18 protein-coding genes and 1 pseudogene are annotated in these 22,563 nt (G+C 72.4%); 4 read left to right on the forward strand and 15 right to left on the reverse strand.

Going from position 1 to position 22,563, the window contains the following annotated elements; translation table 11 throughout:
• Positions 1–276: 276 nt before the first annotated feature.
• A complete protein-coding gene (locus ACFVQ0_RS06270) occupies positions 277–606 on the forward strand; it encodes a hypothetical protein (RefSeq protein ID WP_390085058.1) in 330 nt (109 codons plus the stop codon).
• Between the two features lie 44 nt (positions 607–650).
• Here ACFVQ0_RS06270 and ACFVQ0_RS06275 read toward each other — a convergent pair whose 3' ends face one another.
• Together ACFVQ0_RS06275 and ACFVQ0_RS06280 are read right to left on the reverse strand one after the other, a co-directional pair.
• Positions 651–1,409: a DeoR/GlpR family DNA-binding transcription regulator gene (locus tag ACFVQ0_RS06275; protein ID WP_390085060.1), complete on the reverse strand. Its 759-nt coding sequence runs from the start codon at positions 1,407–1,409 to the stop codon at positions 651–653.
• 176 nt (positions 1,410–1,585) lie between these two features.
• Positions 1,586–2,206 carry a hypothetical protein gene (locus tag ACFVQ0_RS06280; protein ID WP_390085062.1) on the reverse strand — a complete coding sequence of 207 codons (621 nt, stop codon included), beginning with the start codon at positions 2,204–2,206 and terminating at the stop codon, positions 1,586–1,588.
• Positions 2,207–2,401: 195 nt separating this feature from the next.
• On the opposite strand from ACFVQ0_RS06280, the gene ACFVQ0_RS06285 reads away from it, so the two are divergent.
• The gene (locus ACFVQ0_RS06285; protein ID WP_390085064.1) at positions 2,402–3,388 is read left to right on the forward strand and encodes a hypothetical protein; all 987 of its coding nucleotides are present in this window, start codon (positions 2,402–2,404) and stop codon (positions 3,386–3,388) included.
• 86 nt (positions 3,389–3,474) lie between these two features.
• A complete protein-coding gene (locus ACFVQ0_RS06290) occupies positions 3,475–4,677 on the forward strand; it encodes a saccharopine dehydrogenase family protein (RefSeq protein ID WP_390085066.1) in 1,203 nt (400 codons plus the stop codon).
• Positions 4,678–4,705: 28 nt separating this feature from the next.
• Here the strand turns inward: ACFVQ0_RS06290 and ACFVQ0_RS06295 are convergent.
• From ACFVQ0_RS06295 to ACFVQ0_RS06320, 6 genes and pseudogenes are all read right to left on the reverse strand, one after another.
• A pseudogene (locus tag ACFVQ0_RS06295) lies at positions 4,706–6,262 on the reverse strand (dihydroxy-acid dehydratase); the annotation flags it as partial.
• 75 nt (positions 6,263–6,337) lie between these two features.
• Complete coding sequence (locus ACFVQ0_RS06300) at positions 6,338–7,186, reverse strand: fumarylacetoacetate hydrolase family protein (RefSeq protein WP_390085068.1); 849 nt, start codon at positions 7,184–7,186, stop codon at positions 6,338–6,340.
• A 49-nt stretch (positions 7,187–7,235) separates the two neighbouring features.
• Positions 7,236–8,609 carry a hypothetical protein gene (locus ACFVQ0_RS06305; RefSeq protein WP_390085070.1) on the reverse strand — a complete coding sequence of 458 codons (1,374 nt, stop codon included), beginning with the start codon at positions 8,607–8,609 and terminating at the stop codon, positions 7,236–7,238.
• 100 nt (positions 8,610–8,709) lie between these two features.
• Entirely contained in the window at positions 8,710–9,696 is a 987-nt protein-coding gene (locus ACFVQ0_RS06310; protein WP_390085072.1) for an N-acetylglucosamine kinase, read from the reverse strand.
• 33 nt (positions 9,697–9,729) lie between these two features.
• A complete protein-coding gene (locus tag ACFVQ0_RS06315) occupies positions 9,730–10,902 on the reverse strand; it encodes an SIS domain-containing protein (protein ID WP_390085074.1) in 1,173 nt (390 codons plus the stop codon).
• Entirely contained in the window at positions 10,899–12,191 is a 1,293-nt protein-coding gene (locus ACFVQ0_RS06320) for a D-tagatose-bisphosphate aldolase, class II, non-catalytic subunit (RefSeq protein WP_390085075.1), read from the reverse strand. Before ACFVQ0_RS06320 ends, ACFVQ0_RS06315 begins: the two co-directional genes overlap by 4 nt.
• Positions 12,192–12,292: 101 nt before the next feature.
• Between ACFVQ0_RS06320 and ACFVQ0_RS06325 the strand changes: the two genes are divergently transcribed.
• Positions 12,293–13,078, forward strand: a complete 786-nt coding sequence (locus ACFVQ0_RS06325; protein WP_390085077.1) for a GntR family transcriptional regulator — start codon at positions 12,293–12,295, stop codon at positions 13,076–13,078.
• A 104-nt stretch (positions 13,079–13,182) separates the two neighbouring features.
• On the opposite strand, the gene ACFVQ0_RS06330 is transcribed toward ACFVQ0_RS06325, so the two are convergent.
• From ACFVQ0_RS06330 to ACFVQ0_RS06360, 7 genes are all read right to left on the reverse strand, one after another.
• Complete coding sequence (locus tag ACFVQ0_RS06330; RefSeq protein WP_390085079.1) at positions 13,183–13,743, reverse strand: cysteine hydrolase family protein; 561 nt, start codon at positions 13,741–13,743, stop codon at positions 13,183–13,185.
• 104 nt (positions 13,744–13,847) lie between these two features.
• Positions 13,848–14,774, reverse strand: coding sequence for a LysR family transcriptional regulator (locus ACFVQ0_RS06335; RefSeq protein WP_390085080.1), 927 nt, complete (start codon positions 14,772–14,774; stop codon positions 13,848–13,850).
• A gap of 42 nt (positions 14,775–14,816) precedes the next feature.
• The gene (locus ACFVQ0_RS06340) at positions 14,817–16,010 is read right to left on the reverse strand and encodes a glycine C-acetyltransferase (RefSeq protein WP_371775527.1); all 1,194 of its coding nucleotides are present in this window, start codon (positions 16,008–16,010) and stop codon (positions 14,817–14,819) included.
• A gap of 55 nt (positions 16,011–16,065) precedes the next feature.
• Positions 16,066–17,094 (reverse strand): L-threonine 3-dehydrogenase, encoded by a 1,029-nt coding sequence (gene tdh / locus ACFVQ0_RS06345; protein ID WP_311302536.1) that lies wholly within the window; start codon positions 17,092–17,094, stop codon positions 16,066–16,068.
• A 289-nt stretch (positions 17,095–17,383) separates the two neighbouring features.
• A complete protein-coding gene (locus ACFVQ0_RS06350) occupies positions 17,384–18,241 on the reverse strand; it encodes an alpha/beta fold hydrolase (RefSeq protein ID WP_390085083.1) in 858 nt (285 codons plus the stop codon).
• 41 nt (positions 18,242–18,282) lie between these two features.
• On the reverse strand, positions 18,283–20,400 hold the full coding sequence (locus tag ACFVQ0_RS06355; protein WP_390085085.1) for a bifunctional serine/threonine-protein kinase/ABC transporter substrate-binding protein: 2,118 nt from the start codon (positions 20,398–20,400) through the stop codon (positions 18,283–18,285).
• A gap of 5 nt (positions 20,401–20,405) precedes the next feature.
• Positions 20,406–22,559, reverse strand: coding sequence for a bifunctional serine/threonine-protein kinase/ABC transporter substrate-binding protein (locus tag ACFVQ0_RS06360; RefSeq protein WP_390085086.1), 2,154 nt, complete (start codon positions 22,557–22,559; stop codon positions 20,406–20,408).
• Positions 22,560–22,563 lie beyond the last annotated feature (4 nt).

The raw sequence follows: 22,563 nt of genomic DNA on the forward strand, positions 1-22,563 counted from the left end.
GGTTTCGGCCTCAGACGGCCTCGATGTCTGTTTTGTAGTCTGCGCAACCAAGCTCAGTCAATATCAATCAGAGAATGATTTTTATTGCTCACTTTTTCTTGACGCCTCTGAGGAGCGCGCTTAGCCTTCGGGCGGATGACGAGCCCCCTCGGCGGTACGCCGCCGCAGCGCCGGGCACCGGCTCCGCAGCCTCTTCGGGGCGCGGAAAGCCTCATCCCGCACTTCGGAGACAAGCCCCGGAGAACCTCCCTGACCTCGGGAAGAAGGAGCACGCACATGCCTGTGATCCAGGTGACCGCCACATCCGCCAAGGACGACGCGACGGACGCCGCGCGACTGACGTCGCTGTGCTCGGCCGTGGCGGATGCCCTGGGGCTTCCGCCCTCAGGCGTCGTGGCGGCACTGTGCGCGAGTGCGGTGACGAGTACCGGCAGCGGCGCGATCAACGGTTGGCCGCTTGCCGTCATTCATGGTTCCGACCGGGGCGAGGAGGCCACCCGGAACGCGCTGGCCGCGGCTGCGGCGGCGCTGGCGGACGGCTGGGGAACCGCACGCGGGGACGTCTGGGTCGAATGGGCGACCGCGGGGGGTGCGGTCAGCCACTGAGCCGCCGCTGAACTGCCATTGAACTGCTGCCGGCCCGCCGCCGGTCAGGTCCGGATCACGTCCACCCCGGCCGCGCGGAGGGCCGCCACGTCCTCGTCGGGCGCCGACGCGTCGGTGATCACCCGGTACAGCGTCGCCGCGGACGCGACCCGGACCGGGCCCGAGCGTCCGAACTTCGACCCGTCGACCAGGGCGGTGATCCGTCGCACCCGTGACAGCAGCCAGCGGTCGGTCTCGGCCTCGTCCACATGGGCACCGCTGATCCCTGAGCCCGTTATGCCGTACGCCCCGACGAACGCCTCGTCCACGTGGAGTTCGTCCAGTGCCTGACGGGTGAGATGGCCCAGCAGGGACATCTCACGGTGCCGCAGGTATCCGCCCAGCACCACGGTGCTGATCTCCTCGTGCTGGGCGAGTTCACCGGCCAGGTGCAGCGAGTTGGTCACCACTGTCAGCTGGTCGATGCCTCCGAGGAACGGCACCATGGCCGCTGTCGTGGTGCCGCCCGTGATGAGGATGGTGGCGCCGGGCGCGATGTTCTCCACGGCCGCGCTCGCCAGTTTGCGCTTCTCCCAGGGGGCGACGTCGCTGCGCTGCGGGCGGTCCGGCTCCTCCGTCTGCACCGCCTCCGCCATCGCGCCGCCGTGCGTGCGGTTGAGCAGGCCCTGGGCCTGGAGGGCGGAGAGGTCTCTTCGGATGGTCGAGGAGCTGACCTCCAGGGACGCGGCGAGCGTGGCCACATGTGCGACACCTTCCGTCCGCACGACCTGGAGCAGCCTCTTCCTTCGCTCGGCGCCCAGCATGAACCCGTCTCTCTCCCTTGCGGCAGGCGGCGCGGGGTCCGGTCGGGTCCCATCACCGCGATGTGCTCCTGTGGCCGGCACTCCGCCCACAGGAGGTGCCAGCCTATTACCTGGGATTGCTCACCCTTGCCCGAAGAGGACGCCAGGCAGCCCGCCCGAGCACCGGCAGGCGTGCTTCATCCGGGCCGCTCCCCCCACGGACGGACCGCTCCGAGCACGGAGTCCTGTTCGGCCGGGGCGTCGAGCAGGCCCAGAGCGGCGGCGGAGATCTCCTGCGGTGTGTGCCACCGCGCACCCCCGGCGTCGCGGTGCCAGCCGAGGACCAGCCGGCGGCAGTCCTGGGCCGGCCAGGCCGGGGCCGGCAGGCTGTCCGGCGTCCACCGCCCGGCGCGCCCGGCCTGCTCGGTGGACGCTTCCGGTGCCGCCCATCGGCTCGTCAGGACAAGGACGACGGGACCACCGACGACGAGGTCCCGGGTGAGCGCCTCAAGCGCCGCGGGAGTTCCCGAAGGGGCGTAGACGAGGGCGCCGGTGAGTCCTGACCGGCCGATGGCGCGGTGGAGCACACCACCGAATCCCGGCGCCGTCACATCTGCCACGAGCGGACCGACCCGGCCCGGGGTTTCGGCCACGAGGCGGCACAGGTCGTCCTCGGACCTCGCCACCGCCGTCACGGCGGAGCCGCGCGCCGCGAGGGCCGTCACGGCAGGCCGCAGGATGCGGGTCGCGCCGACGACCAGCACATGTCCGGCGCTCGGGCGGGTGAGTGGCGTCATCGGTTCGTGAGGCTCGCGCATCGGCGGCACCTTCCGGTCTCTGTCGGCTGTGCCGTGATCGGGGACGAGGAAGCGGTGTGAGCATATCCGTCACCCAGTATGCTCGTTTCTGCTCATTGACGCGCATTAATGAAACAACTAAGGTCCGCTGTGGCGCTGCCGGCTGTCGGCCCTGGAACGCGCCCCCTTCTCGTCGGCCGGCCCCTGAGGTATCCCATGGCTGCTGCACCCCCGACTCCCCTCCGTACCGCCCTGCCGCCTCCGTCCCGTGGCGGGCTGGGACTCGCACAGGGGCGCTACGGCGCCCGCGGGAATCTCGAACTCATGCTCTGCGACGAGCGCGACGGGCTGTGGGTCCTCTGGTTCAACTGTGACCCGGAGGACACCGCCCCCGATCCCGGCGGCCCGCCGCCGGGCGAGTGGAGCGGCGGACTGCGCTTCGCGACAGGCCACCGCTACGACGAGGTCGCCGTCGTGCAGAGCGGTCACGGCCCCCACCACCTGGAGATCGTCGCCCGCTCCGGCGCGACGCCCCACCGGCTGCGCTGGAGCCCAGAGGCCGCCTTCACCGCCGAGGCACCACCGCCCGGCGGGGCCGCGAGCTCGGTCGCGGAAGCGGAGGGCACCGACGGTGTCCTGTGGGCCGGCGCACTCGGGGTGGACGGGGTACCGCGTCTCTTCCGCGCCGACACCACCGCCTACCCGCGCCTGGCGTGGCGCGAGGAGCCGGTCGCGCTGCCCCGGCCGGCCGACGGGCCGTGGAAGGGGATGCTCCTGGTCCCCGGAAGCGGCGGGGAGCGGCCGGACATCGTTCTCACGGGGGCGGCGGGCGGAACGCACCTCGGCCCGTCCGGCGCTCCTCATCCGCTCCCGGGCGCGGAGACCGCGGCCGCGGTGACCGGACCTGACGGGGAGCCGCTGGTGTACCTGTCGACCGGCGGCCCCTGGCTGGATGCCCTGCGCCCCGGACGGTCCGGAGACGGGTACCGGCTGTCCCTGCCCGGCAGCGGGCAGGTGACGGCCCTGGCGGCTACGGCTCTCGCCCATGCCGAGGGCAGCACCGACCTCGTGATCCGCCGCGGCGGCCAGCTCTGGCACCTGCGGGACCGGGGGCCCGAGGGCAACGCCTCCGCCGCCCCCGTCGTCAGCCGGCTCACACCGACCGCGACCGGGGAGCCCCGGCCCGTGCACCGCTGCTCCTGAGCCACGTAGCCAGGGGCGCCACCGGCGCTCCCCCACCACCTCTCACCCATCACCAGCATCAGCAGAGACAGACCAGAGGAATCATCATGCGCATACTCATCGTCGGCGCCGGTGGCGTAGGTACCGCTGCCGCCAGGATCGCCGCCCGACGCCCCTTCTTCGAGCACTGCGTGGTCGCCGACTACGTTCTGGAACGGGCCGTCCAGGCGGCCGACGCCACCGGCGACCCCCGCTTCGTCGCTGCCCGGATCGACGCCTCCGACGAGGACGCGGTCACGGCCCTGCTCCGCGAGCACGGCTGCGACGTCATGCTCAACGCGACGGACCCCCGTTTCGTCATGCCGCTGTTCCGCGCGGCCCTGAGCGCGGGCGCTCACTACATCGACATGGCGATGTCGCTGTCCCGCCCCCACCCGGAGCACCCCTACGAGCAGACCGGTGTGATGCTCGGCGACGAGCAGTTCGCGCTGGCCGCCGAGTGGGAGAAGGCCGACCGCCTCGCGCTGGTGGGCATGGGCGTCGAGCCCGGACTCTCCGACGTCTTCGCCCGGTACGCGGCCGACAACCTCTTCGACACCATCGAGGAGATCGGTATCCGCGACGGTGCCAACCTGACCGTCGAGGGCCACGACTTCGCCCCCTCGTTCTCCATCTGGACGACGATCGAGGAGTGCCTGAACCCGCCGGTGGTGTGGGAGCGCGAGCGCGGCTGGTTCACCACCGAGCCGTTCTCCGAGCCGGAGGTCTTCGACTTCCCCGAGGGGATCGGCGAGGTCGAGTGCGTCAACGTCGAGCACGAAGAGGTCCTGCTGATCCCCCGCTGGGTCGACGCCCCCCGCGTCACCTTCAAGTACGGCCTGGGTCAGGAGTTCATCGACGTCCTGCGCACGCTGCACAAGCTGGGCCTGGACAGCACCGAGAAGGTGCGCGTGGGTGACGTCGAGGTGTCCCCGCGCGACGTGGTCGCCGCGTGCCTGCCGGACCCGGCCGGCCTCGGCGACCGGATGCGGGGCAAGACCTGCGCGGGGACCTGGGTGAAGGGTGTCCGCGACGGCGCTCCCCGCGAGGTGTACCTCTACCACGTGGTCGACAACGAGTGGTCGATGGCGGAGTACGGCTCCCAGGCCGTGGTCTGGCAGACCGCCCTCAACCCGGTGGTCGCGCTGGAACTGCTGGCGGGCGGGCAGTGGCAGGGCAGTGGTGTGCTCGGCCCCGAGGCCCTGCCCGCGGAACCCTTCCTCGACCTGCTGAAGGCGTACGACGCCCCGTGGGGCCTCCGCGAGCAGTAGGAGCACAGCAAAGACGCGACGGCCGCGACCAGCCCGCGCGCCGCCGGTCGATCTCCTCCGGACCGACGCACAGGTCCAGCGTGCCCTTCGCGGAGTCGACGACCACGGTGTCACCGTCCGCCACCAGGGCGATGGGTCCCCCGTGCCACGCCTCCGGGGCCACGTGGCCGATCACCAGCCCGTGCGAGACGCCGCTGAACCGGCCGTCGGTGACCAGGGTGACGGACTCCCCGAGCCCCTGCCCGACGAGCGCACCGGTGATCGACAGCATCTCCCGCATGCCGGGGCCGCCGGCCGGGCCCTCGTAGCGGACGATCACCACGTCGCCCGCCTTGATCGCGCCGTCCTGGATCGCCGCGAAGCACTCCTCCTCGGAGTCGTAGACGCGCGCGGGCCCTTCCCGTACGAAGTCGGGCCGGCCGCCCAGCTTGAGCACACAGCCGTCCGGGGAGAGCGAGCCGCGCAGGATGGCCAGGGCGCCCGCCGGCTTGACGGGGTGGTCGATGCTCGTGACCACGGCCTGCCCCTCCGTCTCCACCGCCGCGGCGGCCACCTCCGCCGGGGTGCGGCCGTCGACCAGGGTGACCGTGTCGCGCAGGACCCCGGCCTCCAGCAGTCGGGCGGCCACCAGCGAGGTGCCCCCGGCCCGCCACAGGTCGGCAGCGGTGTACGGGCCGGCCGGCTTGAGTGCCGTGATGATGGGCACCTCACGGCACAGCGCGCCGATCTCGTCGATGGCCAGGTCGAGTCCCGCCTCGCGGGCGACCGCGAGAAGGTGCAGGACGGCATTGGTGGAACCGCCCATGGCGGCCACCGAGACGATCGCGTTGTGGAGGGCGTCCGCCGTCAGGATGCCCGAGGGCCGCAGGTCGCGGGCGAGTACGTCGAGGGCGAGCTCTCCCACGCCTTCCGCGGCTGCCTGCTTCTCCTTCGCCGTCGCGGGGATGTCCCCCACTCCGAACGGCGCGAGCCCGATGAAGTCGGCCACCGCGCCCATGGTGTTCGCCGTGTACTGCGCCGCGCAGGTGCCGGCCCCGGGGCAGGCGTGCCGGGCGAGATCGTCCACGTCCTCCTGGCTGACCGTGCCGACCGCCCGCTCGCCGAGGGCCTCCCACATGTCCTGGATGGTCACCTCGCGCCCCCGCCACGTCCCCGGCATCATGCTGCCGCTGTAGAGAAGGACGGAGGGGATGTCGAGACGCGCCATGGCCATCATGGCGGCGGGCACCGTCTTGTCGCATCCGACGATGCAGACCAGGGCGTCGAACTGGTGCGCGCGCCCCATCAGCTCGATGGAGTCGGCGATGACCTCCCGGCTGACGAGGGAGGCGCGCATGCCGGGCGTCCCCATGGTCAGGTTGTCCGAGACGGCGATCGTGTTGAACTCCATGGGTGTCCCGCCCGCCCGGCGCACCCCGGTGGCAACGTGTCGTGCCAGGTCCCGGTGGGTCAGGTTGCAGGGCATCGTCCCGGTCCACGTCGAGGCGATGCCGACCGTCGGCCGGCGCATGTCCTCGTCGCTCAGGCCCATGGCGTACAGGTGTGAGCGGGCCGGTGCGCGGTCCGGATCGTCGGCGATGTTCATAACGGCTCCTTTGGGGCGTGAAGCGGTCTCCTCCCTCGGTGGAGGGAGTGCCGGGAGGGGCGTCGGCTCGTGCCGTCAGCCGGTGACGTGGATGCGGTTGCTCAGCAGGCCGATCCCCTCGACCTCGACCTCCACGACGTCCCCGTCCCGCAGCCAGAGCTGCGGGGTGCGGCCCATGCCGACGCCGTGCGGGGTCCCGGTGGCGATGACGTCGCCCGGGTACAGAGTCATGTAGCGGGACAGGTAGGAGATCGTCTCGGCGACACCGAAGATCATCTCCTTGGTCGAACTGTCCTGCACGGTCGTGCCGTTGACGCGGGCGCTGATGGCGAGGTCCTGCGGGTCGGACACCTCGGACGCCGGGACGATCCAGGGGCCGAGCGGGCAGAACCCGTCGAAGTTCTTGCCCCGGAACCACTGCACGTCGGAGAACTGCGCGTCACGCGCGGAGACGTCGTTGGCCACGGTGTAGCCGAAGACGTACGAAGGGGCGTCCTCCACCGGCACGTCACGCGCGGTGCGGCCGATCACCACCGCCAGCTCGGCCTCCCAGTCGAGCTGCTCGGTGGTGCCGCGGGGCACGGACACGGCGGCGGTCGGGCCGGTCAGGGTGTGGGCCGTCTTGACGAAGGCGAGGGGCGCCTCGGGGGTGGCGAGGCCGGTCTCCCTGATGTGGTCGGCGTAGTTCAGCCCGATGCAGATGATCTTCTGCGGACTGGCGAGCGGGCTGAGCAGTTCGACGTCGGCCAGCGGCACGCCGGGCACGTCGGCGCCGAGCCGCTCATGGGCCGTGCCGTCCGCGATCAGGTCCCGCACGGCATCGGCCATGTGCCGCTGCTCCTCCGGCACGGCGGGGAACACCGTGTCACCTTCGACGCGGGCGGCGAACACCCGCCCCTGGTGGCGTACGCGAGCTATCTTCACTGTCTCTCCAGGCTGGTCGGTGTGGTTACGCGGTCGCGCGGTCACGCGGTCAGAAGAAGCGCGGGAGGAAGCGGCGCTGTGCCTCCAGCAGTTCGTCGGTCAGCGCGGCGGCGGCGTCCCGGGAGGTGACCGCGCCGTCCGCGATCATGGCTTCGACGGTCAGGTCGCGGTCGCCTGTCATCGCGGCCTCGACCGCCAGGTCGACGGAGGTCAGCCGCCGGGCGAGGATCGCGGTGAGCGGCGCCGAGAGGTCCGGCACCTGTACGGGGCGCAGCCCGCGTGCCGTGGCGACCGCCGGGATCTCCAGCGCGGCCTCGGACGGCAGGCCGGGGACGGAGCCCCGGTTGGGGACGTTGACCGAGAACATCTCGCGGCGGTCGAAGGTGATCGACCGGATGATGGCGATCAGCTGTTCCTGCTCACCGGTGGAGCGGTCGAAGGCGGCGTCGTCCAGCGGGACGTCACCGTCGGCCTGGACGCGCATCGAGCGGTAGCGGTCCTCGCCCCACTGGAGGATCTCCGGGACGGAGAAGGCGTCGACGCCCAGCTTCTTGCCGTAGTAGTCACCGCCCGCCCAGCGCTCGGGGAAGAACTCCACGACGTGCCGGTCGTTGGCGGCCGGGTAGGCGCCGTAGGTGCGGAAGAACTCCCACGAGAACGGGTTGTGCCAGGCCTTGCCGTTCTCCCAGATCGCGCCGATGTCCTCGGGCTGCGGGGGCTCGGCGAGCTCCTTCTCCATCTGGGCGCGCACGTCGGGCCAGATGTCGCGGCCCTGGTGGCGGAAGTCGTAGATGAACGTCAGGTGGTTGATGCCGGCGTACAGCGTCGAGGTCTCCTCGAAGGGCAGCCCCGCGAAGGCGGCGAGCTCCCGCTGCACGTGGTGCATGCCGTGGCACAGCCCGACGACCTCGGCACCCGCGTAGCGGGTCATGGCCTGGACGTTGGCCGTCATCGGGTTGCTGTAGTTGAAGAAGTACGCCTGCGGGGCGAGGTCGACGATGTCCCGTGCGATGTCCACCATCACCGGAGTGGTGCGCAGCAGCCGGGAGATCCCGCCGGGCATCACGGAGTCGCCGACCGGCTGGAAGACCCCGTGCCGCTGGCAGATCTCGTGGTCCGTCTGCCAGGCGGGGCGTCCGCCCACTCCCACACACGTCACGACGTAGTCGGCGCCGGGCAGTTCGCTGCGCCGGTCGGTGGAGGAGCGCACGGTGATACGGGCCTGGGCGCCGCGGGCCTCCACCATGCGCTCGGCGAGGCGGGTGGCGATGGCGAGGGCCTCGGGGTTGACGTCGACCAGCCGGATCTCCCAGCTGCCGAGGTCATCCGCCGTGATCAGGTCGGCGAGCAGACCGCGGGTGAAGACGGCGCTGCCCGCACCGATGAGAACGAGTGAGCGTCGGCCGAGCTTGCTGTCGGACACGGGATGTTCCTTTCGTGGGCGTCCCGTCGCCGGCCCGGTGCCGGGCGGGCGACGGACAGTCAGGGGGCTCGGGCCCTCGGAAGGGCCGCGGCCGGGCGGATCAGACGGAGCCGTCGGGCTCTCCGGGCGGCAGGGGCAGGGTTTCCCCGGCCCGCTCGCTCAGTGGCTCGCCCGCGAGACGGGCGGCGAGCAGGGCGGCCCCGATGACGGGCGTGTGGCGCGGCCGGCGCGTCTCGTAGCGTTCCGGGGCGGCCGCGAGTGCCGAGACGAAGGCCTCGCGTACCTGTGGCACGCCCAGGACGCCGCCCGACCAGGAGACGGGTACGGGGTGTTCGGGGGCCGCGACGAGCTTTCGCCGTGCGGTTCGGGCGAGTTCCGCCAGTTCCTGTCCTGCTTCGGTGAGGATGCGCGCGCAGGCGGTGTCCCCCACGCGAGCGGCTTCGGACACCTGCCTGCTCAGGGCGGCGACGTCGGTGCGGCCGGGGCGGGCGAGGAGCATGGCGTCGATGAGTTCCAGATCGGTGCCGAGAGCGAGATGGCGGCGCAGAATCTCCGTCAGCGGTCCCGGAGGATTCCTGCCGTCACTCCTGCGGGTGAAGAGGTTCAGCCCCCGGAGTGCGATCCAGTGCGCGGAGCCCTCGTCGCCGAAGAGCTCTCCCCAACCGCCGACGCGGGCCTCTCGCCCCTCGATGACGCCGTACGCCATCGAGCCCGTCCCGCTGATCACGTTGATGCCGTCGGCGAGCCCGAGTGATCCCGCCCATCCGCACACCATGTCGTTGCCGACCCCGTAGCGGTCGTGGCCGAGCACCTGGGCCGGCAGGGCGTCCAGGGCGCGGGTGAGCGGCACGGACTCCCCGTGTCCCGGCAGTCCGAAGTAGGCGTGGGTCAGCGCGTCGGCGTCCGTGCCGGCTTGCCGGCAGACCTCCGTGATCCCGCTCCGCAGCACCTGCCGGGCGTTCTCCAGGCCGTCGGGCCCGAGGGCGGGTGAGGTGGAGGGCTGGAGGGCCTCCGCCCGGACGGTGCCGGCCGCGTCCACCAGGCAGAAGGCCGTCTTGGTGCCGCCTCCGTCGACTCCCAGATACATGTCGTACTTCCTTCCGGTGGAACGGCCGAGGGTTCAGCACGTGGTGAAGGGGTGGACCGTGACGCCCTGCACCACCCGGTTGACCTCCCCGTCGGGGAACGGGTTGTCGGGGGTCACACCGCAGGCGAGCGACGCGTCCAGGGCGAGCAGCTGGGCGTACAGCACGGCGGGCAGGGCCAGCGCCGCGTCGTCCGCCTCCGCCATGCCGGGCACCAGCCAGGTGGCGGCCTCGGGCAGGCCCTCCGGCTTGCCCGCCACCGCCACGACGTGGCCGGCGGGCAGGGCCGCGGTGAGTTCGTTGAAGATGTCGAGGTCGTACCGACGGGTGTAGGGGTCGTTGGAGATGTAGACAACGACCCCGGTCCTGCCGCTGAGGAAGGCCTTGGGGCCGTGCCGGAAGCCCAGCGACGAGTCGGCGAGGGCGGTGACGGCTCCGCCGGTCAGCTCCAGCAGTTTGAGGGCGGACTCGCCCGCGAGCGCCTTCAGCGCGCCGCTGCCGAGGTAGACGAAACGCTGGTGCTCGACCCGGGTCAGCGCGGCGACCCGGCCGGTGACGTCCTCGGCCAACAGCGCTTCGGCCGAGGCCGCGCACGCGTCGAGACCGGGGACCCGGTCCGCCCCGAGGGTGTGGAGAGCGGCGAGGAGCATGCAGGTGAGGCTGGAGGTCATGGCGAAGCCCTGGTCCTCCGCCTCGGCGGGCGTCAGCAGCACGTAGGAGTCGGTGCGCTCCCCGTGCCGGACCGCCAGGGCGCCCCGGTCGTTGCAGGTGATGACCAGGTGCGCGCAGTGGTCGAGCAGTTGGTCGGCCAGTTCGGTGGCGGCCGCGCTCTCGGGGCTGCCGCCGGAGCGGGCGAAGGACACCAGGAGGGTGGGCCGGGTCCGCTCCTCGAAGCACCCGGTGGGGTCCGCGACGATGTCGGTCGTGGCCAGCGCTTCGACCGTGCGGCCGGTGGCTGCCGCGAGGGCCGACCGTGCGATCTGGCCCGCGTACGCGGAGGTGCCCGCGCCGGTGAGGACGATACGCAGCCGGGGGTCGGCCAGCAGAGGGGCCAGGAAGGCGTCGAGGGCGGGGCGTTCGGCGCTCAGCCGGGTGACCATCTCGGCCCAGAGCCTGGGCTGCTGGCGGATTTCGCGGTGCGTGTGGGCGGCGCCCTGGGGAACGGCGGCCGGGCGGTTGTCGGTCAGAGGGACGGGGGCGGCATTCACGCGTACTCCTTGGAGCGTGGGGCGCAGGCGCGGTCGTAGTCGCGGAGGACGTCGCGGACCCGGTCGACGACGATGTCGTGGGGTCGCGGTGCGAGTTGTCCGGCTCGGATGCGCGCGTACTGCGACGGCAGATGTGCGGAGAGGAGAGCGAGAGGCAGCGGGGCGGCCTCAAGGTTGTCGAGAAGCTGTCGCTGGGCGGCCGCCGTCTCGGGGTCCGTCCAGTAGTAGCGAATGCGGTCGCTGTAGCCGTACAGACGGTTCAGCCGCCGGCTTCGCTCGTCACCGGCGGCGTACTCCTGCCACCAGTGGGGTTCCTCCAGCATGCGGCGGTCGACCACCTCGACGAGGTGGGAGAGCCGGGAGCTGTCCACCACCTCGCGTTCGATCGCGGCGAGGGCGAACAGGGCCTCGCGCAGCGCGAAGGTGAGCCCGGGTCCCACCTTGAGGACGGCCCAGTGGTCCCGGACCAGTTGGGCCAAGGCGCCGGGAAGCTGGTAGTCGGTCGAGTGTGCCTCGAAGACGATGCCGGGCTCGTCGTCCAGGACGGTGCGCAGTTCGGCTGTCCGGTCGTCCCGGTAGTCGACGACGCCATGGTGGTCGAATTCGACGCCGGGCTGCACGACGAGCGCCATGACGCGTCCCCGCATCCCGCTCAGCCCGGCCGCCGCGAAGGCCTCGTGGTGGGCGCGGAGGGTCTCCCGCGCGGCACGGGCCGAGGTGGGCGGTGCGTCGTGCAGGACGTGGTCGGCTCCGCCGGGAACGGGAACCTCGGTGCCGATGACGTACCGCAGCCGGTCGGCCTGCGGCCCGGCCGCGTCCTCAGCGACGCGGATGAGCTGCGATGTCCGTTCCGCCACCACGTCGTCCGTGAGCGGGAGGCTCTCACCCGCGCACGCGAAGCTGCAGTCCAGGTGAATCTTGGTGAAGCCCGCTTCGACGTAGGCGCGCACCAGGACTTCGGCCTCCGCCATCGCCTCGGCCGCGGGCAACGCCCGCCAGCGGTTGGGACCGAGGTGGTCGCCGCCCAGGATCAGGCGGTCGCGGGACAGCCCGTGGGCGTCGGCCGTGCGATGGACGAGGTCCCTGAAGTCCGAGGGGCGCATCCCGGTGTAACCGCCGTACTGATCCACCTGGTTCGACGTCGCCTCGACGAGAAGGAGGCGCCCCTCGTCCCGCGCCTGGAGCACAGCGGCCTCCAGCACGAGGGGATGGGCACTGCAGACGGAGGTGATGCCATGGGACAGACCGGCTTTCTGGTCTCGTACCAGTTGGTCCAGCAATTCTGACATGTACGCCCGCCCGTTCGATGAATCAGGGAAACATTCGCCTGAACGCAGATTACTGGTATGAGCCAACCCCGTCAAAGGTCTCTATCTGGTATGCTTCTGGTATGCCTAATCGTTCGGATTCAGAGCCCACCGGTCTTCACCCCGAGACGCAGCCGCTCTACGCCCTGGTGGCCGGGCGCCTGCGGGAGGACATCGCCAGCGGCGGCATGAGCACCGGGGACCGGCTCCCCTCGGAACGCGTCCTGGCCGAGCGCTACGAGGTGTCGCGCGTCACCATGCGGTCGGCTCTGACCCGGCTGTCCGACGACGGGCTGATCGCCTCGTCACCGGCGCGCGGCTGGTTCCTCCACGAGGGCCGGACTCCGGCCCCGGCGCCCCCCTCCCCGGCCCGTCCGAGTGCCGGCCGCGCGGTGCAGGGCTTCGCCGACTACGCGTTGCGGCACGGGCTCGCCGTCCGCACCCACGTGCTCGAATCGGGAGTGCGCGCCGCCACCATCACCGAGGCCGAGGAGCTGCGCATCGCTCCGGGCGCGCCACTCTTCACCATGCGGCGGCTGAGGTTCCTGGACGATCTGGTGGTGGTCGCGGAGTACAACCGCCTGCCTCTCGCGCTCTGCCCGGTGCTGCCGGAGACGGACTTCACGCGCGCCTCCCTCTACGCGACCCTCCGTCAGGCCAGCCCCCCGCAGGTGCCGTACGTCGCGGACTACTCCGTGGAGGCGCGACAGCCGAACGAGGAGGAGAGGGGCCTGCTGGAGATCACCGATGTCACACCGGTGCTGGTGGCGACCCAACTCGCCTTCAACCAGGACGCGAAGCCCCTGGAGCTCACGGCAGCCATCTACCGCGGCGACCGCTACCGCTTCCGCGCCTCGATCACCGACTGAGTGCACCGGCCGGGGCACGAGCGCGGCCGGCGGGGGCCGGGCCGACGAACTCGGCGCGCGCGTCCGAGAACGCGCTTCCGCGCCTCCCGGGGCTCCTACGGTTCCTACGGCGCGAGGGTCTTGAGCCAGTCCTCGACCGTGATGACGTCCCCCCAGCGCGGGAACAGGTTCTCGGTGAGGACCCGGTGCAACTCGGGGTCGGTGTCGTGGCAGGCGTCCACCAGGACGGTGAGGCCGAAGTCCCGGTCGACGGCGGAGCACAGGGTGGACAGCACCACACCGCTCGTGGCGATGCCGGTGACGACGAGGCTGTCGATGTCCCGGGCCCTGAGCACCAGATCGAAGTCGCTGCCCGAGAACGCGCTCCCCCGCCTCTTGGTGATCACGGCGTCGCCCGGCCGGGGTGTGACGTCGTGGTGGACGGCGGTGCCGGCGGCGCCCTCGGTGAACAGGCCGTCCCGCACGATCTCGGTGATCACCCGGTTGCGCGGGCTGACCTCCGGATCGCCGGCCGGCAGCGCGATGGTCACGTAGATCACGGATATGTCCGCCGCGCGGGCGCCCTCGATCGCCCGGTTCAGGCGCGCCAGATATTCGGTGCCCGCATCGGCGATGTCCACGATGTCCCGCTGGACGTCCATCACAAGGAGCGCGCTCTTCGTCATGCCTGCTGTCCTCTCGTCACGGGGTAACAGCGGCAAGTCTGGCCGTACGGGCGGCACGGCGGTGGAGTTTCCGGACATCCACCGCGCGGCCCGGACCCCGCGTCTCAGCCCGTGCCGCGCCCCAGCCCGACCCCGCCCGCCGCCCCCGCCAGCGCGTCCAGCACCGGGGCGATCAGCGGGTGCGCCTCCGCGCCTCGGCGTACCGCCGCGAAGACGCGGCGCGTCGGGGCGCTGCCGTGCACCGGGCGGACCACCACGCCGGTCAGGGCCATGCCGCGCAGCGCGGATCTGGGGACCAGGGCCACCCCGGCATCCGCGCCGGCCAGTGCGACCACGGCGTGGAAGTCGTCGGAGGAGTGTTCGAGGGCGGGCTCGAAGCCCGCGTACTGGCAGGCCAGGACCACCACGTCGTGGCACGGGTTGCCCGGGTAGGGGCCGATCCAGGTGTCCTTCGCCAGATCGGCGATCGCCACCTGCTCCTGGTCCGCCAGCCGGTGGCGGACCGGAAGGACCGCGTCGAACGGCTCCGAGTACAGCGGCACCCGGGTCAGCCGGCGGTCGTCCTCGCCCGGTGCGCCCCGGTACTCGACGGCGACGGCCACATCGACCTGGCGGTCCAGCACCATCGGGACGCTCGCGTCGCCCTCCGCGTCCTGGACCCGGACCCGGATGCCGGGTGCGGACTCGCCGAGGGCGGCGATCGCGGGGGCGAGGACCAGACCGATGCCGGTGGCGAACGCGGCGACCGTGACCGTCCCGGCGTCGCCCGCGCCGTAGGCGGCCAGCTCCGCCTCGGCCCGCTCCAGCTGGGCCAGCACCGCGTTGGTGTGGGTCAGCAGGATCTCCCCGGCCGAGGTGAGCCGGGCTCCCCTGGCGTTGCGCTCGACCAGCCGGTGCCCGGTCTCCTGCTCCAGCGCGGCCAGCTGCTGGGAGACGGCGGAGGGGGTCAGGTAGAGCGCGGCGGCCGCGGCGGTCACCGTGCGGTGATCCGCCACCGCACGCAGAATGCGCAGCCGCCGTGCATCGATCATGTGCCTATTGTCCCAGGTCGCGAGGGATGCCCCCGCCGGGCCTCACTCCCCCAGCGCTGCCCGCGCGTCGACGAACGCGTCCACGGCACGGTTCACGTCCGCCGTGGAGTGCGCGGCGGACAGCTGGACGCGGATACGGGCCGCGCCCTGCGGGACGACCGGGTAGGAGAACCCGATCACGTACACACCGCGCTCCAGGAGAAGCTCCGCCATCCGGCCTGCCTTCGCCGCGTCCCCGATCATCACGGGGGCGATGGCGTGGTCGCCGGGCAGGACGTCGAAGCCTTCCGCTGTCATCCGGGTACGGAAGAGCGCGGTGTTGGCGTTGAGCTGCTCGCGCAGGTCGCCCGCGGACTCCAGCAGGTCGATGACCTTCAGGGAGGCCGCCGCGATGACCGGGGCGAGCGAGTTGGAGAAGAGGTACGGGCGCGAGCGCTGGCGCAGCAGGGCGACGATCTCGGCGCGGGCGGCCACGTAGCCGCCGGAGGCACCGCCGAGCGCCTTGCCGAGGGTGCCCGTGATGATGTCGACGCGGTCCATCACGTCGTGCAGCTCGGGCGTACCGCGCCCGCCGGGGCCGACGAAGCCGACGGCGTGCGAGTCGTCGACCATGACCATGGCGTCGTAGCGCTCCGCCAGATCGCAGATCTCGCGCAGCGGTGCGACGTAGCCGTCCATGGAGAACACGCCGTCGGTGACGATCAGCCGGCGCCGGGCTCCGGACGCCTCCTTGAGCTGCTGCTCCAGGTCTGCCATGTCGCGGTTGGCGTAGCGGAAGCGCTTGGCCTTGCACAGCCGGATGCCGTCGATGATCGAGGCGTGGTTGAGGGCGTCGGAGATGACCGCGTCCTCCGGGCCGAGGACGGTCTCGAAGACACCGCCGTTGGCGTCGAAGCAGGAGGAGTAGAGGATCGTGTCCTCCTGGCCCAGGAAGGAGGAGAGCCGCTGCTCCAGCTCCTTGTGGACCTCCTGGGTACCGCAGATGAAGCGGACCGAGGCCATGCCGTAGCCCCAGCGGTCCAGTGCCTGGTGCGCGGCGGCGATCACGTCGGGGTGATCCGCGAGACCCAGGTAGTTGTTGGCGCAGAAGTTGAGCACCTCACCGGGGCGGCCACCCGAGGTGACGGCGACGGTGGCGGACTGCGGGGTGCCGATCACGCGCTCGGGCTTGTGCAGCCCGGCGGCCTCGATCTCTTCGAGGGTGGTGCGCATGTCGTCGCGTACGGAGTCGAACATGAGGGGTGTCTCCCGGCTCGGTAGCTGGATACTCGGTAGCTGGATACGGGGGTGGTCAGACGGTCCAGTCGAGGATGACCTTGCCGCCGCGTCCGCTCGCCGCGTCGTCGAAGGCCGCCTCGAAGTCGCGGTAGCCGTAGCGGCCGGTGATCACGGGGGCGAGGTCGAGGCCGCCCTCCAGCAGCACGGACATGGCGTACCAGGTCTCGTACATCTCGCGGCCGTAGATGCCCTTGACCGTGATCATGGAGGTGACGATCCGGGCCCAGTCGACGGCGAACTCCTCCGACGGCAGTCCGAGCATGGCGATCCGGCCGCCGTGCGTCATGTTCGCGATCATGTCGCGCATCGCCTCGGGGCGGCCGGACATCTCCAGGCCGATATCGAAGCCCTCGCGCAGTCCCAGCTCCCGCTGGCCGTCCGCGATGGTCTGCTCCCCGACGTTGAGCGCGAGGCTGACGCCGACCTTGCGGGCCAGGTCGAGACGGGCCTCGCTGACGTCGGTGATCATGACGTTACGGGCCCCGGCGTGCTTGGCGACGGCGGCGGCCATGATGCCGATCGGGCCGGCGCCGGTGATCAGGACGTCCTCACCGACGAGCGGGAACGACAGCGCGGTGTGCACGGCGTTGCCGAACGGGTCGAAGATCGCCGCGACATCGAGGTCCACGGGGACCCGGTGCACCCACACGTTGGACGCGGGCAGCGCGACGTACTCCGCGAACGCCCCGTCGCGCCCGACTCCGAGCCCGACCGTGGAGCGGCAGAGGTGGCGGCGGCCGGCCAGGCAGTTGCGGCACTTGCCGCAGACCAGGTGGCCCTCGCCGCTGACCAGGTCGCCCACCGCGATGTCGACGACGTCCGCGCCGATCGCGGCGACCTCTCCGACGAACTCGTGGCCGAGGACGAGCGGCGTCTTCACCGCCTGCTGCGCCCAGCCGTCGTAGTTGCGGATGTGCAGGTCGGTACCGCAGATGCCGGTACGGAGCACCTTGATGAGTACGTCCGAGGGACCGGTCTCCGGCTCGGGAACGTCCATCAGCCAGAGTCCCGGCTCGGCCTTCTGCTTCACGAGTGCCTTCACGGCTGCGGCTCCCTGTACCTGGTACGGCGTTGAGCTCCCCGGGCAGGGGGCATGCCTGAGGAAGCCTGCGGCCCGGGGAGGAATGAGGGGACGGCGTGGCAGCGCGCTTGTACCGGCTGCCGCGCACCATCCTCCGCCGTCACGGAGAAATCTGCCGTACCGCGCGCCCCAGGTCCATCGAGGTTTTCTTAAGCGCGGCCGCAGCTCCGCTTCACGCCCGGGCCGCGCGGGCGGGAAGCGACCTGCTCCATCCGGGGGGCTCCGGGGATTACGGGGCGCCGGGCCGGGGTCACTCCTCCCGCAGGAACTCCCTGATGTGAGCGGCGAGACGTCCGGGCTGGTCCTCCGGGATCAGGGTGTAGCTGTCCTCGATCTCCACCAGCTCGCCCCTCGGCAGCAGCTCGGCCAGCCGGCGGCCGTGTTCCGGCGGCATCACCCGGTCCTGCGCCGCCCAGGCGACCAGCGCCGGCCGGTCGAAGGTGCGCAGCGCCTCCGCCCAGCCCAGCAGCTCCGCCCTGGGCGGCACGCCCAGCACGTACTTCCGCAGGTCGCGGCGGATCTCCTTCGAGGTCCACAGCGGCCGGAACCAGCCGTCCATCACCTCGTCCGGCACCGGCCTCCTGGTCATCAGGCCCCAGGTCATCGGCAGCCGCCGCATCGGCTTCAGCCTCAGCAGCGCGAAGGCCGCCCGCAGGCCGCCCGGCATCCTGGCGGAGGCGTAGAGGTTCTTGCCGGGCAGGCCGGGCGGGAAGTTGTCGAACGCCTCGCATGAGGTGATGACGAGCCTCCCGATCCGCTCGTCCCGGCCGTCCGCCACCAGGGCCTGCGCCCCGCCCCAGTCGCTCATCACCAGGGTGACGTCGGTGAGGTCGAGCGCCTCCAGGAACTCCGCGACCAGCCGTGCGACGCCGAGGACCGACAGATCGGCGTCGGGCTTCATCGGACGGCGGTGGGCGCCGAGCGGCAGGGTCGGGACGATGCAGCGGTGGCCGCTCCGCAGATCGGCGACCACGTGGCGCCAGAGCGTGCCGTCCATCGCGACGCCGTGCAGCAGTACGAGGACCGGGCCGTCGCCGCCGGTGTCCTCGTACTCCACGGCCCCGGCGGACAGCTCCAACACACCTGCGGAAGGCCCGGGTTCACCCATCTGGCACCCCTTTCACGGTTTCACGGGACAGCTGCGCACGGTCACCGTACCGATCCGTACAGGCCGAGGAAGCGGGCCCGCCCGTCGTCGATCCGGTAGAGGAAGATGCCCTCCTTGCGCGGGACCAGGTGGCTGCTGTCGAAGGCCAGCCGTCTGGTGATGCCCCGGTGCTCGGTGCGGAAGACGCGCTGGGCGATTCCGCCGCGCAGGGCGTCGGTGGCGCTGGTGGTGGCGGCGGCCCGCGCGATCAGGCCCACCGCGTCGTAGGCCTCTGCGGCCCAGGTGGCGGGCGGCGCACCGAACCGTTCGCGGTGCGCGGCGGTGAAGGCCTTGGCGGCGGGCAGGGCGGTGGGGTCGGTGTAGGCCTCCGCGAAGACCCAGCCCTCTGCGGCCCTGCCCGCGTCCCGGAGGAAGCCGGGCGCCAGGACGGGCCCGGTGGACAGGGCGGTTCCGGTGAATCCGGCGGCCACCAGCTCTGTGGCGCATTGGGCGCCCCGGGCGGGGGATGTGCCCGCGTAGACGACCGCTCCGGCCCCGGCGTCCAGCACGGCGCGCGCGGCCGGGGCGAAACTGCCGGTGTCCGCCGCGACGGTGTGCGTGGTGACGGTGATGCGGGACGTCTCCGTGTCCCGGAGCGGGTTGGCGGCCATCCAGCTGCCCTGCGGATCGGCCCGGTCCTCGATGACCACGGCTTTCCTCACGTGCTGGACGTTCGCCATGTGGTCGATCAGTCCGGAGGCGAGCGAGGAGTCGTAGGGGCGCAGTACGCAGAGGTGCGCGGAGTCCGCCGCGTCGGTCGCGTACCGGGCGGCGACGAGGACCTGGGTGAGACCGGCCTTCGCGTAGCGGCCGACCACCGCCGCGGCGGGGACGTCGACGGTGGGGCCGATGACCGCGAGCACCGCGGGGTCGGCGGCCAGCCGGTCCGCGACGGCGAGGGCGCGGGTGGCGTCCCCCGCGTCGTTCTCGATGCGCAGACCGAGCCGGAAGGCCTTGTCCGTACGGGAGTTGTGGTCGTCGACGGCGATCCGGACGCCCCGTTCATGGGCGAGGCCGACGGCCTTGCCCGGTCCTGTGGTGTCCGTGTGCAGCCCGATCGTGTACGTGGGGAGCGCGCGGGGCGTCGCCCCGGTACCGCTGCCGCCGCGCCGGGCGGCCAGCCAGGCGGTGGTGCCGCCGCCCGCGAGCAGGACCGCACCGGCGGCCCCGGCGGTGAGGACCCGACGGCGGCTCGGGCGGTCCGGCGCCGGGGCCCGGTCCTCTGCGGGGTGCGGGGGTTCCGGGTCCGGCAGGGCGAGGGCGGCGGCGGAGCGTTCGGCAATCACGGCGGACAGGCCCGGCACCTCCCAGCCGGTGCCGTCGCCGACCGTGAGCAGCCGTCCGGCCGCCGCCGCCGTCGGGCGGTCCGCCGGGTCCTTCGCGAGACAGGCCGTCACCACCGGGAGCAGCGCGGACGGCAGGCCCGCCAGGTCCGGTTCGCCGTGGACGGTACGGAAGAGCACCCCGGCCGCCGCGCCGTAGCCGAACGGGCGCTGCCCGGTCGCCGCGTACGCCAGGACGCAGCCCAGCGAGAACACGTCGCAGGGCGGTCCGACCGGCCCCGCGGAGGCTTGTTCTGGCGCCAGGTAGCCGGGGGTGCCGAGCACCGCGTCGGTCGCGGTGAGCGCGGTGGCGCCCTCGTGGCGGGCGATGCCGAAGTCGATGAGCCGGGGCCCGTCGAGGGCGAGGAGCACGTTGCCGGGTTTCACGTCGCGGTGCAGGAGGCCCGCCGCGTGGACCGCGCCGAGGGCGGCGGCGAGGCGGGCGCCGAGTGCCCGGACCGTCGCCACCGGCAGGGGGCCGCGCTCCTCGACGGCCTCGCCCAGCGAGGGGCCCGGCACGAACGCGGTGGCCAGCCAGGGCTCGCGGGCCTCGGTGTCCGCCCCGGTGACCGGGACCACCCAGGGGCCGGTGATCCGGGCGGCGGCCTCGGCCTCGCGGCGGAACCGGGCCCGGAATCCGGGGTCGGCGGCGTGCTCGGCGCGGATCACCTTGACGGCGGCGAGCGCCCCGCCCGCGGAACGGGCCAGGTAGACGACGCCCATGCCGCCCGCCCCGAGCCTGGCCAGGGTGCGGTACTCGCCGATGGCGCGCGGGTCGTCCGGGGTGAGAGGGCGCATCCGGGTCAGGTCTTCTCGGCCTGGGGCGCGGCGCCGAGGTGGACGAAGCGCCCGTCCCGCACTCCGTAGAGGTAGGCGTCCCTCCCCTTGAGCCGGTGCAGCTCGTCGAAGGCGTAGGTCCGGGAGACGCCCTTGTACGAGGATCCGGCGATCTTCGCCACCAGGGCGGTCCTGGTCGGCCGCACCGGCTCGGCCCCGTTTCCGGCGAGGGCGGTGACGGCTGCGGTCGCGAGCCCGGCCGCGTCGTACGCCTCCGCCGCCCAGTACGCGGGGGCGGAGCCGTAGGCCGAGCGGTGGGCGGCGGCGAACTTCGCGGCGCCGGGGGCCGTCGCGTCGGTGTAGGGCGCGGTGAACTCCCAGCCCTCCGCGGCCTGTCCGGCGTCCTTGAGGAAGTCCGGCCGCATGGCCGTGTGCATGGCCATCCGGGGGCCCTTGAAGGGGGTGCCGTCGAGCGCGCGTGCGGTGCGGGCGGCCCCGGCCGCGTCGCCCGCGTAGAAGAAGGCGTCGCTGTCGTGCCGGAGCATGTCCTCGATGACCGGGGCCAGGTCCTTGGTCCCGGCGGGGACCACGCGCGGGTAGGTGGTGCCGGTGGTGATCACGCCGGTCTGCATGTTGGTGAGGTAGCCGACCTGGTAGGCGGACTGGCCGCCGACCCGGTCGAGCAGCACCCCGAGCCGTTCGACGTCCGGGCGGAGCACCAGCCTCCGGATGACGGGCGCGCACAGCACGCCGTCGGACGGGACCGCCTGGAAGAACGACCTCTTGGAACCGGCCTGATAGGCCAGCAGCATCGAGGAGACGGAGATGATCGGCAGCATCGCCTCGTCGTAGGTGGTGAGGACCGCCTCCGTGGTGTGGTCCCCGGTGGGTCCCACCACGGCGAGCACGTCGCGGTCGCGGGTGAACTGTGCGGCGGCCCGGGCCGCGCGCTTGACGTCGCCACCGTCGTCGATCGCCTTGACGGTCAGGGTGAAGGGCTTGTCCGCACGGGAGTTGAACTGGTCGACGGCCAGCCGCACCCCGCGCTCCTGGGCCCGTCCGGCGGCGCTCTGCGGGCCGGACAGGTCCGCCTGTACGCCGATGATCCAGGCTCGTTCGCCGGACTTGGCCGCCCCGGCGCCACCGCCGTCGTCGCGCAGCCATTCCCGTACGGCGAATCCGCCGCCTGCCGCGATGACGACACCGGCGCCCGCGAGCAGCAGTCTTCGCCGGCCGGGAAGGGCCGGGGACGGCGGCGTCGCCGGGTCGGCGACGGTGGGTTCGATGCCGGGCAGGTCGAGCATGGCGGTGGACCGGGCGGCGATCAGCGCCACAATGTCGTCCGGCAGCCAGTCGATGGAGCCGTTCGGCGCGTCCTCGGTGATCCGGGTGTCGAGTTCGGCGGCGGTGGGCCGGTCTGCCGGCTCCTTCGCGAGCAGCGCGCCGAGCAGTTCGCGGAGTCCGGGGTCCTGGACCCCTTCGAGGTCGGGTTCGTCGTGCACGGTCCGGTAGAGCAGCGCGTCGACGGCTCCGCTGCCGAACGGCGGCCGTCCGGTCGCGGCGTACGCCAGGAGGCAGCCGAGGGAGAAGACGTCGCTCGCCGGTCCGGCCGCCGTGCCGTCCCCCGAGGCCTGTTCCGGTGAGAGGAAGCCGGGGGTGCCGACCACGATGTCCGCGGCGGTGAGCGCGGTGGCGTCGGTGGCCCGCGCGATCCCGAAGTCGATCAGGCGCGGCCCGTCGACCGTGAGGAGCACGTTGCCCGGCTTGACGTCGCGGTGGACGAGTCCCGCCGCGTGCACGGCGGTCAGGGCACGGGAGAGCAGCCTGCCGAGCACCCGGACGCTGCGGGCGGGCAGCGGCCCGCACCGGGCGACGGCCTCCGACAGGGCGGGCCCCGGCACGAACGCCGTGGCGAGCCAGGGGCGCGTCCCCTCCGTCTCGGCACCGGTGACCGCGACCGCCCAGGGGGTCTCCACCCGGCGCGCGGCCTCGACCTCGCGGCGGAACCTGGCCCGGAACTCCTCGTTCTCGGCGAACTCCGGGAGGATCACCTTGATCGCGGCCAGGGCTCCGCCGTCCGTGCGGCCGAGGTAGACGACGCCCATGCCACCGGCACCGAGCCGGCCGAGCAGCCGGTGTCCGCCGATCGTCGAGGGGTCTGCGGGACGCAGCCGTTCCATCACG

The sequence above is a fragment of the Streptomyces sp. NPDC057900 genome, assembly GCF_042887885.1.
In the GTDB taxonomy this organism is placed as follows: Bacteria; Actinomycetota; Actinomycetes; order Streptomycetales; family Streptomycetaceae; genus Streptomyces.

Excerpts from the sequence above, each read along its gene's own strand:
- ACFVQ0_RS06270 (WP_390085058.1), top strand. The coding sequence starts at position 277 with ATGCCTGTGATCCAGGTGACCGCCACATCCGCCAAGGACGACGCGACG.
- ACFVQ0_RS06275 (WP_390085060.1), bottom strand. The coding sequence starts at position 1,409 with ATGCTGGGCGCCGAGCGAAGGAAGAGGCTGCTCCAGGTCGTGCGGACG.
- ACFVQ0_RS06280 (WP_390085062.1), bottom strand. The coding sequence starts at position 2,206 with ATGCGCGAGCCTCACGAACCGATGACGCCACTCACCCGCCCGAGCGCC.
- ACFVQ0_RS06285 (WP_390085064.1), top strand. The coding sequence starts at position 2,402 with ATGGCTGCTGCACCCCCGACTCCCCTCCGTACCGCCCTGCCGCCTCCG.
- ACFVQ0_RS06290 (WP_390085066.1), top strand. The coding sequence starts at position 3,475 with ATGCGCATACTCATCGTCGGCGCCGGTGGCGTAGGTACCGCTGCCGCC.
- ACFVQ0_RS06310 (WP_390085072.1), bottom strand. The coding sequence starts at position 9,696 with ATGTATCTGGGAGTCGACGGAGGCGGCACCAAGACGGCCTTCTGCCTG.
- ACFVQ0_RS06320 (WP_390085075.1), bottom strand. The coding sequence starts at position 12,191 with ATGTCAGAATTGCTGGACCAACTGGTACGAGACCAGAAAGCCGGTCTG.
- ACFVQ0_RS06325 (WP_390085077.1), top strand. The coding sequence starts at position 12,293 with ATGCCTAATCGTTCGGATTCAGAGCCCACCGGTCTTCACCCCGAGACG.
- ACFVQ0_RS06330 (WP_390085079.1), bottom strand. The coding sequence starts at position 13,743 with ATGACGAAGAGCGCGCTCCTTGTGATGGACGTCCAGCGGGACATCGTG.
- ACFVQ0_RS06335 (WP_390085080.1), bottom strand. The coding sequence starts at position 14,774 with ATGATCGATGCACGGCGGCTGCGCATTCTGCGTGCGGTGGCGGATCAC.
- ACFVQ0_RS06340 (WP_371775527.1), bottom strand. The coding sequence starts at position 16,010 with ATGTTCGACTCCGTACGCGACGACATGCGCACCACCCTCGAAGAGATC.
- ACFVQ0_RS06350 (WP_390085083.1), bottom strand. The coding sequence starts at position 18,241 with ATGGGTGAACCCGGGCCTTCCGCAGGTGTGTTGGAGCTGTCCGCCGGG.
- ACFVQ0_RS06355 (WP_390085085.1), bottom strand. The coding sequence starts at position 20,400 with ATGCGCCCTCTCACCCCGGACGACCCGCGCGCCATCGGCGAGTACCGC.
- ACFVQ0_RS06360 (WP_390085086.1), bottom strand. The coding sequence starts at position 22,559 with ATGGAACGGCTGCGTCCCGCAGACCCCTCGACGATCGGCGGACACCGG.